This window comes from Rhizobium sp. 01L419 (assembly GCF_056400025.1).
The window spans coordinates 104,379-119,114 of the sequence record NZ_JBFTSM010000006.1; the positions used below are offsets into that span (position 1 = coordinate 104,379).

Consider the following 14,736-nt stretch of genomic DNA (forward strand, 5'->3'; position numbering starts at 1 on the left):
TGACCCGGCACTGACACCCGCCGGCTTCCGACCTCCTGGAAACGGGCGAGCAATCTTTGCGAAGTGGTTCATTATCATTTGCCCAAATAGGCACGTCGGAAGTGCGAAACAATGGGATACGCATTTTTTTGTGCGTCCTGGTTGCCGGGACCGGCGGTCCCGGGTCATTTCGGCAACACCCGGCTAATGAATCCAAGGCGCGGCACGGTCAGACGCTGCGAAGGGGCTGGGTTTAATTTGCCGCGATCATGCATTAGATCAGCGTTCGGATTCACTTTTCGCAAGAGGCATGGCCTTGGACGCACGCTCTTCCACCTTCGAGACGCTTTCAAAGAAGATTGAGGCCCGCACGGCGCGCGCTGGCATTATCGGCCTTGGCTATGTCGGCCTACCGCTGGCGATGGCTGTGGCACGCAGCGGCTTTGCCGTGACCGGCTTCGATATCGACCCCAAGAAGATCGTCGCACTGGATGCCCGCCGCTCCTACATCGATGCGGTGACGAACGAGGCGCTGACGGCCGAGATCGATGCGGGGCGTTTTTTCTCGACGACCGATTTCGCCAGCCTTTCGGATTGCGATGTGATCGTCATCTGCGTGCCGACGCCGCTTACCAAACATCGCGATCCCGATCTTTCTTTCGTGGAAGCCACGTCGCGGGCGATTGCCGCCCATCTGCGGCCGGGCCAGCTCATCGTGCTGGAATCGACTACCTACCCGGGTACCACCGACGATATCGTAAAGGTCATTCTCGAAGAGACCGGGCTGAAATCCGGTTCCGACTTCTTTGTCGGCTTCTCGCCGGAGCGTGAAGACCCCGGTAACCAGCATTACCACACCGCGACCATCCCGAAGGTCGTTGCAGGCGATGGTGCGGCAGCACTGTCGCTGATGAAATCCTTCTACGGGACAGCCGTCTCGACCGTCGTTCCGGTCTCCTCCAATGCGACGGCGGAAGCAGTCAAGCTCACCGAAAACATCTTCCGCTCGGTCAATATCGCACTCGTCAACGAGCTGAAGACCGTCTACGCGGCAATGGGCATCGATGTCTGGGAAGTCATCGACGCTGCCAAGACCAAGCCGTTCGGTTATATGCCCTTCTATCCCGGTCCCGGTCTCGGCGGCCACTGCATTCCGATCGATCCCTTTTATCTCACCTGGAAGTCGCGCGAATACGAGCTGCCGACCCGTTTCATCGAGCTTGCCGGCGAGATCAATTCGGCGATGCCGCGCTATGTCGTCGGCAAACTGGCCGAGGCGCTGGATATCCGGGCCGGTAAGGCGCTTAGCCGCTCACGCGTCCTCGTGCTTGGCCTCGCTTACAAGAAGAACGTTGCCGATATCAGGGAAAGCCCGTCGCTGCGTCTGATCGAAATCATCGAGGAGCGCGGCGGCAAGGCGGATTATCATGACCCCTTCGTCGCGGAAATTCCACAGACGCGCGAATATCAAGCGCTGAAGGGCCGGAAATCCGTCGACCTGAGACCGGAAGCCATTGCAGGATACGACGCGGTTCTCATCGCGACCGATCACGACATGATCGACTATGCGGCTCTTTCGAAAAACGCCAGACTGATTGTCGACACCCGAAACGTCTTAAGCCGGCTCGGCCTCTCGGGCGATCACGTCATCAAGGCGTAACGAGCACGCCGGAAAGCTGCTTGCCGGTGATCTGGCTGGCGGCGACGGCATAGCCGCCGGCTGCGCCATCGATGAAGTGCATGTGGTCACGCGACAGTGGCGTCGGCACAAAGCAGGTCATCAGTGCCGATGACTGGCGGTGCAGGCCGTAGCGCGCCACTCCCTCCTGCTGGGCCTGCTTCAGCAGCATCTCGATGCGGGCGAGGTGGGCGGCGTCGACATCGATGGTCATCTTCAGCCCGTCGTCGAATTTGCGGAAATCCGAATTGCCCGAGACGTCCTTCTTATAGCGGCGCGCGTTGAAATGCGCGAAAGTGATGCCGAATTTGTGCAGGAAAACGGTCAGTCCGATCTGCAGGAGGATGAAGAGCTTTTGTCGCAGGCGTTTGCCCTCAGGTGCGGTGGCATTCACCTCGCGATTGATGCCCTTCATCGAGAAGGCAAGCTCCGGCCCATCTTCGGGCACCGGATGCCCGCCGCGGTTCTGTTCTGCCGTGATGGAAACGATGCCGGCGACAAGAGCCTGAAATTCTGGCCCTGGACCGTCGTCGCCGGGAACGGCGATGATCGAGACGATCTCGCCATTGCGCGCCTCGATCGGGCTCCAGCGGCAGGAGAGACCGTTCAGATCCGGGCGAGCGCCGGGCGCGGCCTTTTCGACGCCGTACCATCCCATCTTCATGTTCTTCTCGGCCCAGATCGTGCCACCGCCGGAAAACATCGCATAGGTGACAAAGGGGCTTGCCGAATAGCGGGCGACGCGCACATCGAGACCTTCCGCGCGGATATCGGCGATCGGCACGATGGCGATACGGAGATCAAGGTCAAGATCCTCCTTCACCCAGGCCTGTGTCGCGGCAAGCGCTTCGCGCGCCTCCTTCTCAAGCGAAGCGGGCAAGGCGATCAGCGCGCCGTCACCAGCGAAGACGAAAGGATAGTCGCCCTTGCCGACGGCATTCAGCACCGCGGAAATGACGCTGGCGCCGGCCATGTTGACGTCCTTGTAGCGCCCGCCGGCGATCGCCTTGGTCGAGCCGACGATATCGGCCATTGCCAGCACCCACCCTTCGGGCAGCGGCCGGTAATGGCTCTCATCGGTCACGCCTTCGAAGTCGCTGAAGACCGGCACGTTGGCGAAGAATGCGTCGTTGGAGATCTCGTTCATGGGCCGAGTTTATCACAGACCCGTGTTACCGCTGCAACGGCAATTTGCGTTTCGGGCAATCGACTTGCACCGCATCGATATGGTAGCACCGCTGACATATTTTATGACGGACAGGATAAGATGAGCCGCCTCGATAGCTTCATTCGCCGATTGACGGCTCAACGCGATATTCTCAATGCCATCATCGATCTTGTGGAAGAGGTGGAGGGGCCGGTGCTCGAATTCGGCCTCGGCAATGGCCGCACCTACGACCATCTGCGCGAGCATTTTTCTGACCGGCGCATCATCGCCTTCGATTGGGAAATACGATCCTATTCCGCCTCCACGCCGCCGGCCGAAAATATGGTGACAGGCAATATCCGCGATACCGGCCAGACGTTCCTCGGGATCAATGCCGCGCTCGCCCATGCCGATATCGGCACCGGTCATGACGAGATCGATGCCGTGACGCTGACCTGGCTGCCGCAGCTGATGGCCGGCGTGCTTACCCATCACGGCATTGCCGTCAGCGGCCTGCCGCTGGAACATCCCGAGCTCTTGCCTCTGCCTTTGCCCGGCGGCATCAAAGAGGGGCGATATTTTCTCTACCGCAGGAAATGATCCGCGCTTATGAGGCGCAGGAATAGGACGTAGCCGAGACCGCGGCAGATTTAGCTTCGAAGTCGGCCGCGATTTCGTTCAGTGTCACGCTGCCCAATCGCCGCAGGAGCAGGGCCTGTGCCTCCTTCATCGCATCCTCGAGGGCGGCATTCACGGCCTGTTCCACAAGGCACTTCGGTTGATCGTCGGCCGGGCCGATGGCGAAAAGATGTGGTTCGCCGATGGCGCGGTAGACATCGAGCAGGGTGATTTCCGACAAAGGCCGCACCAGCGTCCAGCCCCCGCCGTGCCCTTTTTCGGAACGGACATAGCCCTGTTCACGAAGGCCAGCCATGGTGCGGCGGACGACCACGGGATTGGTGTTCAGCATCTTTGCAATCATCTCGGAGGTCGCAGAATGCTCATGCCGATCCATGTGGATCAGCACGTGCAGCATGCGTGAAAGGCGGCTGTCATTGCGCATGAAGTTCTATTTCCGTCGATCGAACGGGCCATTATCACAAGCGGATCGTAACAAGACAAGTAACATGATGCTTGACTGCGTTGTTTCATGTAACTTATGTTGCTGCAAGATAGAGGCGTCGTCAAAGGAGGGTTTCATGTCATTCGAGGTCATCGTTATAGGCGGAAATTTCGCCGGCCTGTCCGCGGCCATGCAGCTTGTACGGGCGCGACGCCGCGTTCTGCTGATTGACGCGGGCGCGCCGCGCAATCGGTTTTCGCAGGCGTCACATGGCTTCCTGGGCCAGGACGGGCAGACGCCGGCGGCGATCATGCGGGAGGGAAAGCGGCAGCTTTCGCTTTATCCGACCATCACCATCCGCGACGGGGAAGTCATTCAGGCGCGTGCCAATGGCGACGAATTCGTCATTGGCATCAAGGATGGTGGTGAAGAAAGGGCCGCGCGCATCGTCCTGGCAACCGGCATCAGCGACACGCTGCCCGAGATATCCGGTCTGCGCGACCGATGGGGGCGTTCCGTGCTGCACTGCCCCTATTGCCACGGTTATGAGGTGAGCGGCGGCAAGCTCGGCGTTCTCGCAAACCATCCGCACTCGGCACATTCGGCCATCCTAATCCCCGACTGGGGGGAGACAACCTATTTCACCCAAGCGCTGTTCGAGCCCGATGAAGAGCAACTCGTACGGCTGACCGCGCGCGGCGTTCGGATCGAACGCAGCCCTGTCGTGGAATTATTGGGCGGCAATCCCAAACTTGATGCCGTTCGCCTTGCCGATGGCCGGGTCGTGCCGCTGGATGCTGTGTTTGTCGCTCCGAAAACGGCGATGGCGAGCCCGATTGCCGAACGGCTCGGCTGTGTCTTTGACGACGGCCCGTTCGGCCCGCTCATCCGGACCAGCGATAACAAGGAAACCACCGTCAAGGGTGTCTTTGCCGCCGGCGATGCGGCAAGCGCCATGCATAACGCCACACTCGCTTCCGCCTCAGGCGTGCTTGCCGGCGTGCATTGCCATCAATCGCTGGCAATGCAGTCCGCCGCCTAAGGCAGGAACAGCACGTCGTACTGGTCGATGCTTCCAGGCAGGTCGCGCACCTTCATCTGCTGCTCGTAATCCTCGAAGAAGACCAGGCAATCCTCATAGAAGCCGGCGAGCCAGGCAACGAAATCCCGCGTTCCCTCCGGACCGTAGAAAAGCGGCGTGAATTCCATATAGAGCGGCGTGCGGCGGGAGAGCAGCGGCAGCATTGAGCGGCAGGCAACGGGCTCGTATCCCTCGATATCCATCCAGACGAGGCCGATGGCAGCCTGGTCGATGCCGAGCCCGTCGAGGATGCCGGTAACCGGCTGCACCGGCACGCTGATCTTCTGGTCGGTGGCACTTTGGCGGATCGCGCTGCTTTTGCCGTGATTGGCGCTGTTCAGGAAGAAGTCGATCTCGCCTCCAGCTTCGCCGGCAGCGCAATTGACGAGACGCACCGTGTCCATAAGGCTGTTCTGACGGATATTCTGTTCCAGAAGGCGAAAATTGCGCGGGTCTGGCTCGACGCTGACAATCCCCTGAAATGCCCGGGCGAGCGCGAAATAGACGGTCTGCGTGCCGATATTGCCGCCGATTTCCAGCAGCATGCTGTCCTTCTTCAACAGGCCGCGCTGGCGCAAGATCACGAGCAGCCGGTCGACGGCCTGCCGTTCGAAATGGCCCTTCCGGAAGACCTTGCGGCCGATATAGTCGGCGGGCGAAAAACTCATCAGATGATCGCCGGCGTCGACGGTCATGGAGGTGACGCGCAGTCCGATATTTTCGATCAGCAGCCGGCGGCCGGTGCGGGTGTCAAAGAAGCGCGTGGCCAACGCATTACGCGCCTTTCGCAGGCGGCGTTTCCAATATTTGGCGGTAAGCCATGCTTGGCCGGACATTATTGTCTTTCCTTGAGCGGTTCAGCCGCTTTCTCTCTCGGAACGACATAGACTTTCAAGGGGAGCGCCCGACCGCGCACGTTGATTTCGAAGCTTTCTACCGTTTCCGCATCAATGCCGGCGCGCATTGCGACCGGCTCGGAAATGACGATCGCGGCATTGAGCTCCTTAGCCGCCGTCTCCAGACGGCTTGCGACATTGACCGTGTCGCCGACGGCGGTCAGGCTGCGCACGCGCCCATAGCCCATGGTGCCGACGACCGCCGGGCCGGTGTGGATGCCGATGACGATCTGCAGCGGCAAAGGCAGTTCGTCGGAGAGTTCGGCGGCAAGCTTCTCAACCTCGGCAACAATCGCGGTTGCGGCTGCTACAGCCTGCCGGCAGGCTTCCTCAGGCGTGGTGTTGAGGCCGAAGAGTGCCATGGCGCCGTCACCGATGAATTTGTCAAGCCGTCCGCCGGCCTGTTCCACCGCTTTGCCGACGATGCCGAAATACCGGTTGAGCAGGAAGACGACGTCGAAGGGCAGGCGGGTTTCGGTCAGCGTCGTGAAATGGCGCATGTCGCAAAAGAGTACGGCGATCTCGCGCTCGCTGCCGGGGCTGGTTTCCTGGCTGTTGGCGGGAAGGGCAGTTTCCGTCTGTGGCACGAGCAGCGGCGCCACGGTCAAATCCTTATCCGGGCGGAGCTGACAGGCAAGGCGCACGTCCTGCGCGGCATTTATACGCTTCAGCGTCGTTTGCTCCAGCTTGTCGGGCGGCGGCAGGGTCCAATAGTCGCCGAGTATCTGCACACGGCAGGTGGAGCATTGACCCTTGCCGCCACAGACCGAATAATGCGGCAGGCCGCCGAGCCGACTTGCTTCCAGCACCGTGAAGCCGCGGGGTACGCGCACCGTCTCGCCGCCGGGATAGTGAACGGCGACCTGGTTCGCCCGCTCTCTCAGCCTGCGGCGCGCCCGCGCCAGAATGACGAGGGCAAGCGCTGCGGAGAAGCTGCCATAGAGCACGGCGCGGATCGTCGCGATTTGCTCGCGTGCCTCAGGATCGTTGTAATAGCGGGTATTGATCGTTTCTTCATAATGTCCGGATTCGGCCGCGATGTAGGAGGGATCGGACAGCGTGCGGCCCATCTCGACGAAACCGAGCAGCGCCAGCACCGGCAGGAGGATGGCGATCGCCAGAAGCAGCGATGAGGAATTTTCGTACCAGGGCCGATAGCGCAGCCAGAAATGTACGCCGATACAGCCGTGGATCCAGACCGCAAGCAGTGCGAAAGTCTGGCGAACGCCGTTCTGCGGTGAGTTGATCCAGAGCGTGCGAACGATCGTCTCGTAATTATCGGTATAGCTGTAGAGTGCATGGACGATGCGTGTGCCAATGACATGGTCGATGAGCAGCAGCGGAATCAGAAGGCCGAGAACGATCTGTGCCATTTCGTTCTTCGGCATGACGAGGCTGCGGCGCATATAGAGCCCGCGCAGCACCAGCGTCATGTGGACGAGGACCGAGCCGTAGAAGAGCAGGGTGCCTAGCGGATTGCGCCAGATCGCCAGAAACAACCGGCGCGCATCATCGGCCGCCGTCAGCGAAACGAGCCCCAATGCATGGTTTGACATATGCAGGATGATGAAGACGAACATCACAAGGCCGGAACCGAGTCTGGCCTTCCTGATCGTACGCTCCGAAAAAATCCCTGTGGCCCAGACCGTGGTCATCAATTCCTGTTCTTGAAGCTCAAATCGCAAATGCACTAGAGAGGACGAACAAGGGCGGAATTATCGTCTCGTCTAATCACGATCGCTTCGGTATGCCTGTCTGTATCATTCAAGGATAGTGACAATAGCGGAAATTTTCGCCTACGGCGCGAGCGCCGATTGGAAACACACTGTCATACGCGGGGTGTCGCGATGCGGATCGCTTTCTACGCGCCGATGAAATCGCCTGGTCATCCGGTGCCTTCGGGCGACCGGCTGATGGCGCAGCTGTTGATCCGAGCGCTGGAAATGGCCGGGCATTCGGTCGACGTCGTGTCCGAATTCCGTGTCCATGCCGGCACGCCGGAGGCGGCTGCAGATGTGCTGGCGAAAGCCGAAGGGGAGCTCGAGCGGCTGCGGAGCAAATGGCGGGAGGAGCCGAAACCGGAACTCTGGTTCTGCTACCATCCCTATTACAAGTCCCCCGATCTCTTCGGCCCGGCAATCTCGGCGGAATTCATGATTCCCTATGTCACGGCCGAAGCCTCCTATTCGCGCAAGCGCGACGGGCTGGGCTGGGCCTTCTTTCAGAAACCGGTGGGTGACGCGATCCGCCAGGCGGCGGTCAATATCGCCTTCACCGAACGCGACCGGAAAGGACTGGAAGAGGTCTTTCCAGAGGCGCGCATCGCCGGAGTAAAGCCTTTCATCGACACGGCGCTCTTCGAGGCGGTGTCGCCTATCCCCGATCCGCAACGCTTGATGACCGTGGCCATGATGCGGGCCGGCGACAAGCTGGAGAGCTACAAGATGCTCGCCGCGGCACTTCGGGTGATCGAGCAGCGTCCATGGACGCTCGGCATCGTAGGAGACGGTCCGCTACGGGCAGAGGTGGAGGCGCTGTTTGCCGGCTTTGGGCCCGGTCGCATCGACTGGCTCGGCCAAAGGGCGCCGGAAGAGATCGCCGGCTTGCTGGCAAGGGGCGGCATGTATGTGTGGCCGGGCTGCGGCGAAGCCTATGGGCTTGCCTATCTCGAAGCACAGGCGGCGGGCCTTCCTGTGGTGGCGCAGAAGACCGCAGGCGTGCCTGCCGTGGTGAAGGCCGATGTGACCGGGCTATTGACGCCTGATGGCGATCTGAAAGCCTATGCGCAGGCCATTGCCGGACTGCTGGATGACCGGGCGGGCCGTGACGCCATCGCGTCAGCCGCCCGCCGCTTCGTCATTGGCGAGCGCTCGCTCGCCGGCGCGGCGAAAGAACTGGATTTGATCCTACGCAATCATGCAGGAGCAGCACATGATCGATAGCACCATCCGCGAACCGTTGTATCGGGAGCTGGAGCGCTGGCGCGACGCCGGCCGCGCGGCCCGGCTCTGGCTGCGGGATGACGATGCGATCGAGCCGACGGCGGCGCTGGAGCGACTGCTGTCCGAGACGAAAAGCTACGGCATCCCCGTCACGCTTGCGGTTATCCCGGCGTTTACGGGCGCCCCGCTCGCTCAGCGGCTTGCGGAAGAGGTGCATGTCAGCGTGGCGGTTCACGGCTGGGCGCATCATAATCATGCCGGCCCTGACGACAAGAAGCAGGAGCTCGGCGGATCACGCCTGCAAGAAACCATTCTCGGTGAACTCTACGAAGGCGTCCTGAAGCTCAAGGGTCTCTACCCGACACGCTTTCTGGCAATGCTGGTTCCGCCCTGGAACCGGATCGACAAGGGTCTCATTCCCAAGCTGCCGGCGCTCGGTTTCGAATCCCTTTCGACCTACGGGCGCGTCAAGGGAGAAAACCCGATCGCCATCATCAACTCCCATGTCGATCTCATGGACTGGCACGGCACACGCGGCGGGCGGCCGATGGCAGACCTGATCGGCGCACTGGTCACGGAGTTGCAGGACAGGTTCGAGGGTAGCAGCGAACCGATCGGCGTGCTCGGGCATCATCTGGTGCATGACGCGGCGGCCTGGGATTTCCTTGCCGAACTCTTCGAGGCGACTGCGGGCCACCCCGCAGTGGAATGGGTTTCAGCAGGCGCGCTGGTGCAGCATCAGATGTCGACGACCTGATTGTCGCGGGCGGCAAATGCGCCGGCAAAGACGGCCTGCGCCTGGCTTTCCATGACAGCGAGCTGTTCATCGGTGCGCGAGGGCGCATGGTGAAACAAGGCGAAGCGCTTGGCGCCGGCCATCGTGGCAAGTTCGGTGCCGTGCTGCCATGTGGAGTGGCCGAAGCCCTTGAAGCGCTGCATCTCGTCTTCATTGTAAGTGCAGTCATAGACGACGAGGTCGGCGTCCTTCATCATCTCAAGCACGACCGGATCGTACGTGCCTGGAATGTGCTCGATGTCATAGATCAGTGATACCACGCGGCCTTTCCAGCGAATGCGGTAACCGATCGCGCCGCCCGGATGGTTCAGCATATAGGTCTGCATCTCCACGCCTGCGTGTGGGGTCAGTGTCTGGCCCGCATGGAAATCGCGGAAGTTCATCGTTGCCTGACAGATATCTGTCTTCACCGGGAACCAGGGCGGGCTGATGAACTGTTCGACCATCTCGCGCGTGCTCATCTTGCCGTCCAGGTGGCCGGACCAGATGTTGACGTTGATCGACGGGTAGTAGATCGCTTTGAAGAAGGGCAGGCCAATAATGTGGTCATAGTGGCAGTGGCTGAAGAAGAGGTCGACATCGTGGACCTCATCGGCAAGTAGCGACAGGCCCGCCTCGCGCAGACCCGAGCCGGCATCGAAGATCATCCGGTGCTCGTCGCAACGAATTTCTATGCAGGAGGTGTTGCCTCCATATCGGTCGAATTCCGGGCCTGACACGGGAATGCTTCCCCGAACGCCCCAAAATTTCACCTGAAACAGATCGTTACTCATTTTCCTTCAAACCAGCTTTCCCGCTTCGTCATCGTAGTCACCATCGATCCCGATGCGAAGCTGCAGAATTCCACGGGTTTGCCTATATCCCCTCGCACTCTTCTAACGGCTAGCCGAAGAAGAAGTAGATTTTCCTAAGCAATCGGCTTTTGGCTCAGAATGCAAGCCGGTATGGTTCGTTTTCTGTAAACGTCCCGGCGTATGCGAGGTCGCGACATTTCCCGCGGTATCATGCATCTTAAATGGTTGCGCGCGACCGAAAATGCAAATCCCCTGCTTTTGGCGGTGCTGAAGCACCGAGACGGCATGAAAACTGCGTCGAAGACGGCCAGCGGCAAGGCGCGGTTGCGGGAGGGACTGCTTGTTCCGGTCATGGATTCCGGCGCGAAACGCTAACGTATCCCCTGGAGGATATTGTCATAAAATTGAAATAAATCCGTCACAAAGCTGTCGTCCGGGATGCCTAAATGTCGCCATACTTTTTTTAAAGCGACATTTGGTCTGCCCATGAACGCCCCCTCAATCCGATCGTCTTCTGCCGTTGTCGCGGCGGGTCTGGCATTGAGTTACGGGTCGACGCAGGTTCTCAAGGGCATTGATTTTTCTCTGGAAAAGGGCAAAACACTGGCATTGCTCGGCCCTTCGGGCTGCGGCAAAACCACGCTTCTGCGGCTGGTTGCCGGCCTGCTTGCGCCGAGCAGGGGTTCTGTTTCGATCGCCGGCACTGTCGTTGCCGATGGTGCGACCGGTGCCTTCGTTCCACCGGAGCGGCGCGGCCTCGGCATGGTCTTCCAGGACTATGCGCTCTGGCCGCATCTCACGGTCGGCGGCAACGTCTCCTTTCCGCTTGAAATGCGCGGTGTCGGCAGGGCCGAGCGCCAGACCCGGACGACACGCGCGCTCGAGCGCGTCGGCCTTGCGGCCTATGCCGACCGGCGGCCGAGCGATCTCTCGGGTGGCCAGCAGCAGCGCGTCGCAATTGCGCGCGCCATCGTCGCCGAGCCGCAGCTCATCCTTTTCGACGAGCCACTTTCCAATCTTGATCGCGAGTTGCGCGAAAACATGGTGGGTGAGCTCGCCGAACTCATTTCAACGCTCGGCCTGACGGCAATTTATGTGACGCATGACCATAGCGAGGCGCTGACGCTTGCCGACGAGGTCGCGGTCATGCGGTCCGGTCTGATCGAGCAGCTTGCCTCGCCCGACGACCTGATCGAGCGGCCTGCGACACCAGGGGTCGCCGACTTCCTGCGGCTTGGCTGCCTTGCCGATATCGAGCGGCGCGGGTCACTCTGGCATTTCAAGGGCAGCGACATTGTGCTCACCGAAGCCGAACGTATTGCCGGCGACAGCGCCCGCGTGCTGATCCCGGTCGCTTCCATCTCGGTCGGCGACGCCACTGCCGATCGGCTTACAGCGACTGTGCTGCGCTCGCAGTTCCGCGGCGACGGGCATCTGGCGAGCGTTTCGCTCGCCGGCCTGCCGGGCCTGGAATTGCAGGTTTTGAGCCGCGCCAAGCCTCGTGCGGGCGAGACGGTCGGCCTTGCGATCGACACCGCACAGATCCGTTGGTTTCAGCAGAAAATACCCCAATCCATAGAGGAGAAATTGGAACATGTTTAAGTCATTAAAGAGCATCACTTTTGGCTTTGTCGCCGCTGCGCTGATGGCTGGCGTCGCCCATGCCGAAGTTACCGTTTACACCGCTGGCCCGCAGAGCCTGATCGACAAGTTGTCGGCCGGCTTTACCAAGCAGACCGGTGTCAAGGTCAATGTTTTCCAGGCAACGACTGGCAAGGTCATGGCCCGTATCGAAGCCGAAGCCGCTAATCCCGTCGTCGACGTCGTTATCTCGGCTTCCTGGGATACGGCCAACGACTTTGCCAAGCGTGGCTGGCTCGTTAACTATTCGAGCCCGAATGCAGCCAAGGTTCCGGACTTCCTGAAGTCCGAAGGCGCCGTTGCACAGGGCATCTCGGCCCTCGGCATCGTCTGGAACACCAAGAGCGGAACGCCGAAGCCGGCCGAATGGGCTGACCTGACGAAGCCGGAATACAAGGACCTCGTCAACATTCCGGATCCGGCCCAGTCCGGCTCCTCCTTCGAACTGACCGCTGCTCTGTCCGGCCAGGACGACTGGAAGCTCTTCAAGGGTCTGCAGGCTAATGGCGCGGTCATCGCCGGTGCCAATGCCGACGCCCTGAACCCGGTTCTGCAGGGTGCAAAGGCCGTCGTCTTCGGCGCTGTCGACTATATCGCCCTCGCTGCCCAGAAGAAGGGCGAGAGCATCGAAGTCGTGTTCCCGAAGTCCGGTACGGTCATCGCGCCGCGTCCGGCCATGATCATGAAGGCGTCCAAGAACCAGGACGACGCCAAGAAGTTCATCGATTACATGCTCTCAGACGAAGGTCAGGCGCTGGTTGCCGGTGAAATGCTGATGCCGTCGCGCACCGACGTTGCCGCCAGCCGTCCGCTGATCAGCGACCTGACGCTCCTGAAGTACGACACGGCTGCCGTCTACGGCAAGCGCAAGGAAACGCTGAAGACTTTCGCCGATCTCTACGGCGCCAAGTAAGGTCCAGATTGATGAGAGGAAACGGCATCGGCGGTACGGCTCCGGCCGCCTGGCTGGCAACGGCCGGTCTTGTTATCGTCGTTGCCGTTCCCTTCATTGCGGTGGTGTTGCAAGGCATCTTTCCCGAACTCGGACAGGGCTCGTTTGCGAGCCCTTTCTCCTCGCTTTATGCGACGCTTGCAGACAGCTCGCTCATCCGCATGGGTGGCAATACCGTCCTGCTCGGTGCTTGCGTGGTGGTTGCTTCGGCGCTCGTCGCTGTGCCGCTCGGCGTTTTCCGTGCCCTCTACAGAGTTCCCTTTGCGCCCCTCTGGGACGTGCTTTTGCTCGTGCCCTTCATGATCCCGCCCTATATCGCCACGCTCGGCTGGATCATGACACTGCAGCCGCGCGGTTATCTGCAGCAGCTCGCCGGCTTCAATCTGGCGCCCTTCCTGTTTTCGATTTTCGGCATGACGCTGGTCATGGCCTTCAACACCTTCCCGGTTGTCTATTTCGCCGTGTCGCGCACGGTCGAAGCCGTCGGCGCGCGTTATGCCGATGTCGGCCGCGTCTTCGGCGCCTCGCCGGCGCGCGCCTTCTGGCGGATCACGTTGCCGCTCTCGGCCCCCGGCCTGACGGCGAGCCTGATGCTGGTCTTTGCTGCAGCGATCGAGGAATATGGCACGCCGGCGGCACTCGGCCGCCGCGCCGGTTTTCAGGTGCTGGTGACCGGCATCGATCTGCGCGTCACCGACTGGCCGATCGATCTGCCGGGTGCGGCGATCCTGTCGCTGCTGCTTGTCGCCATGTCGCTCGTCACCTTCCTGCTGCAGCGCTGGATTCTGGCGCGCCGCTCCTACCAGACGGTCGGCGGCAAACCGACCGCAAAGGACAAGCGGCCGCTCGGCGCGCTGAAGGTGCCTGTCATGATCGCCTTTACCGTCGTCGCTTTCCTGGCAACCGGCGTGCCGTTGCTCGCGATCCTTGCGACCGCGCTGGCTCGCACGATCTCCGGCGGTCTTGCCCTCGACAATGTCAGCCTCGACAATTTCATGGCGGTCTTTTCCAACAGCGCCGGCGCCGTGACGGCGCTGATCAACAGTTTCTCACTCGGCATCGGCACGGCGCTGATCACCGGCCTGATTGGCGTGACGGCCGCCTATACTGTCGTGAAGACCAAGATTTCCGGCCGCATGGCGATTGACGTGATGACCATCCTGCCGAATGCGCTGCCGGGCATCGTGGTTGCCGTTGGCCTCATCCTTGCCTGGAACATGCCGGGCCTTCCGTTCACCCCGTACAACACCGGTCTCATCCTGCTGCTTGCCTATTGCTGCATTCTGTTGCCGCAGCCGGTACGCTACACAACCGCTGCCTTCCAACAGATCGGCGACAATCTCGAAGCGGCGGCTCGCGTGTGTGGTGCCAGCGGGGTTACGGCCTTCCGGCGCATCCTGCTGCCGCTCGTCTTCCCGAGCCTTGCCTCTTCGATGCTGCTTGTCTTCGCGCTCGCCTCGCGTGAACTCGTTGCTTCTGTCGTGGTCGCACCGGTCGGCATGCAGACGATCGCGACCTTCATCTGGCGTCAGTTCGAACAGGGCTCGATCGGCCTCGGCATGGCCATGGCCTTCATCGCCATCTGCATCACGACGTTGCTGCCAGTGATCCTGATGGGGCTGATGCGGCGCGGCAATATGGTTGCGGATTGAGGCGCACTCCAAATTAGGCAGGTTCTTGTTTCTTGCCGAGATTGTTGAGATAACTCCGTTAGGCAGTCTTTTGGGGTGAACATGGCTCCAGTCACAGGGATTTTCATCGGCCTTG

General features: G+C 60.9%; 13 protein-coding genes. 8 read left to right on the forward strand and 5 right to left on the reverse strand.

The annotated features are described in order from the left end of the window. The first annotated feature begins 289 nt into the window (after positions 1 to 289). Positions 290 to 1,639, forward strand: coding sequence for a nucleotide sugar dehydrogenase (locus tag AC1DUP_RS13855; RefSeq protein WP_113296874.1), 1,350 nt, complete (start codon positions 290 to 292; stop codon positions 1,637 to 1,639). On the opposite strand, the gene AC1DUP_RS13860 is transcribed toward AC1DUP_RS13855, so the two are convergent. Beyond that, positions 1,629 to 2,804, reverse strand: a complete 1,176-nt coding sequence (locus AC1DUP_RS13860) for a DUF3095 domain-containing protein (protein ID WP_113508190.1) — start codon at positions 2,802 to 2,804, stop codon at positions 1,629 to 1,631. The two genes, AC1DUP_RS13855 and AC1DUP_RS13860, sit on opposite strands and share 11 nt — an antisense overlap. A 120-nt stretch (positions 2,805 to 2,924) precedes the next feature. Here AC1DUP_RS13860 and AC1DUP_RS13865 point away from each other — a divergent pair, with 120 nt between their 5' ends. After that, positions 2,925 to 3,404, forward strand: coding sequence for a class I SAM-dependent methyltransferase (locus AC1DUP_RS13865; protein WP_113307941.1), 480 nt, complete (start codon positions 2,925 to 2,927; stop codon positions 3,402 to 3,404). Positions 3,405 to 3,411: 7 nt separating this feature from the next. Here AC1DUP_RS13865 and AC1DUP_RS13870 read toward each other — a convergent pair whose 3' ends face one another. Further along, the gene (locus tag AC1DUP_RS13870; protein WP_113508191.1) at positions 3,412 to 3,867 is read right to left on the reverse strand and encodes an Rrf2 family transcriptional regulator; all 456 of its coding nucleotides are present in this window, start codon (positions 3,865 to 3,867) and stop codon (positions 3,412 to 3,414) included. A 136-nt stretch (positions 3,868 to 4,003) separates the two neighbouring features. Here AC1DUP_RS13870 and AC1DUP_RS13875 point away from each other — a divergent pair, with 136 nt between their 5' ends. Further along, entirely contained in the window at positions 4,004 to 4,909 is a 906-nt protein-coding gene (locus AC1DUP_RS13875; protein WP_113307939.1) for an NAD(P)/FAD-dependent oxidoreductase, read from the forward strand. Here AC1DUP_RS13875 and AC1DUP_RS13880 read toward each other — a convergent pair. Next, positions 4,906 to 5,784 (reverse strand): FkbM family methyltransferase, encoded by an 879-nt coding sequence (locus tag AC1DUP_RS13880; protein ID WP_113296869.1) that lies wholly within the window; start codon positions 5,782 to 5,784, stop codon positions 4,906 to 4,908. The genes AC1DUP_RS13875 and AC1DUP_RS13880 overlap by 4 nt on opposite strands. Continuing rightward, the gene (locus AC1DUP_RS13885) at positions 5,784 to 7,499 is read right to left on the reverse strand and encodes an adenylate/guanylate cyclase domain-containing protein (protein ID WP_113508192.1); all 1,716 of its coding nucleotides are present in this window, start codon (positions 7,497 to 7,499) and stop codon (positions 5,784 to 5,786) included. Before AC1DUP_RS13885 ends, AC1DUP_RS13880 begins: the two co-directional genes overlap by 1 nt. 192 nt (positions 7,500 to 7,691) lie before the next feature. On the opposite strand from AC1DUP_RS13885, the gene AC1DUP_RS13890 reads away from it, so the two are divergent. Next, entirely contained in the window at positions 7,692 to 8,786 is a 1,095-nt protein-coding gene (locus tag AC1DUP_RS13890; protein WP_113508193.1) for a glycosyltransferase, read from the forward strand. After that, entirely contained in the window at positions 8,776 to 9,543 is a 768-nt protein-coding gene (locus AC1DUP_RS13895; RefSeq protein ID WP_113307936.1) for a polysaccharide deacetylase family protein, read from the forward strand. Before AC1DUP_RS13890 ends, AC1DUP_RS13895 begins: the two co-directional genes overlap by 11 nt. Here AC1DUP_RS13895 and AC1DUP_RS13900 read toward each other — a convergent pair. Further along, a complete protein-coding gene (locus tag AC1DUP_RS13900) occupies positions 9,525 to 10,355 on the reverse strand; it encodes an MBL fold metallo-hydrolase (protein ID WP_113296865.1) in 831 nt (276 codons plus the stop codon). The genes AC1DUP_RS13895 and AC1DUP_RS13900 overlap by 19 nt on opposite strands. Before the next feature lie 507 nt (positions 10,356 to 10,862). On the opposite strand from AC1DUP_RS13900, the gene AC1DUP_RS13905 reads away from it, so the two are divergent. The 3 genes from AC1DUP_RS13905 to AC1DUP_RS13915 are packed head-to-tail and all read left to right on the forward strand — an operon-like array spanning position 10,863 to position 14,621. Next, positions 10,863 to 11,978: an ABC transporter ATP-binding protein gene (locus tag AC1DUP_RS13905; RefSeq protein ID WP_113508194.1), complete on the forward strand. Its 1,116-nt coding sequence runs from the start codon at positions 10,863 to 10,865 to the stop codon at positions 11,976 to 11,978. Further along, the gene (locus tag AC1DUP_RS13910) at positions 11,971 to 12,930 is read left to right on the forward strand and encodes an ABC transporter substrate-binding protein (protein ID WP_477832922.1); all 960 of its coding nucleotides are present in this window, start codon (positions 11,971 to 11,973) and stop codon (positions 12,928 to 12,930) included. Before AC1DUP_RS13905 ends, AC1DUP_RS13910 begins: the two co-directional genes overlap by 8 nt. A gap of 11 nt (positions 12,931 to 12,941) precedes the next feature. After that, positions 12,942 to 14,621 (forward strand): ABC transporter permease, encoded by a 1,680-nt coding sequence (locus AC1DUP_RS13915; protein ID WP_113508196.1) that lies wholly within the window; start codon positions 12,942 to 12,944, stop codon positions 14,619 to 14,621. Positions 14,622 to 14,736: the final 115 nt, after the last annotated feature.

Bases quoted from the DNA above. Each gene is read 5' to 3' on its own strand.
- AC1DUP_RS13860 (WP_113508190.1), bottom strand. From the start codon at position 2,804: ATGAACGAGATCTCCAACGACGCATTCTTCGCCAACGTGCCGGTCTTC.
- AC1DUP_RS13885 (WP_113508192.1), bottom strand. From the start codon at position 7,499: ATGACCACGGTCTGGGCCACAGGGATTTTTTCGGAGCGTACGATCAGG.
- AC1DUP_RS13865 (WP_113307941.1), top strand. From the start codon at position 2,925: ATGAGCCGCCTCGATAGCTTCATTCGCCGATTGACGGCTCAACGCGAT.
- AC1DUP_RS13870 (WP_113508191.1), bottom strand. From the start codon at position 3,867: ATGCGCAATGACAGCCGCCTTTCACGCATGCTGCACGTGCTGATCCAC.
- AC1DUP_RS13895 (WP_113307936.1), top strand. From the start codon at position 8,776: ATGATCGATAGCACCATCCGCGAACCGTTGTATCGGGAGCTGGAGCGC.
- AC1DUP_RS13890 (WP_113508193.1), top strand. From the start codon at position 7,692: ATGCGGATCGCTTTCTACGCGCCGATGAAATCGCCTGGTCATCCGGTG.
- AC1DUP_RS13900 (WP_113296865.1), bottom strand. From the start codon at position 10,355: ATGAGTAACGATCTGTTTCAGGTGAAATTTTGGGGCGTTCGGGGAAGC.
- AC1DUP_RS13855 (WP_113296874.1), top strand. From the start codon at position 290: ATGGCCTTGGACGCACGCTCTTCCACCTTCGAGACGCTTTCAAAGAAG.
- AC1DUP_RS13880 (WP_113296869.1), bottom strand. From the start codon at position 5,784: ATGTCCGGCCAAGCATGGCTTACCGCCAAATATTGGAAACGCCGCCTG.
- AC1DUP_RS13875 (WP_113307939.1), top strand. From the start codon at position 4,004: ATGTCATTCGAGGTCATCGTTATAGGCGGAAATTTCGCCGGCCTGTCC.
- AC1DUP_RS13905 (WP_113508194.1), top strand. From the start codon at position 10,863: ATGAACGCCCCCTCAATCCGATCGTCTTCTGCCGTTGTCGCGGCGGGT.
- AC1DUP_RS13915 (WP_113508196.1), top strand. From the start codon at position 12,942: ATGAGAGGAAACGGCATCGGCGGTACGGCTCCGGCCGCCTGGCTGGCA.
- AC1DUP_RS13910 (WP_477832922.1), top strand. From the start codon at position 11,971: ATGTTTAAGTCATTAAAGAGCATCACTTTTGGCTTTGTCGCCGCTGCG.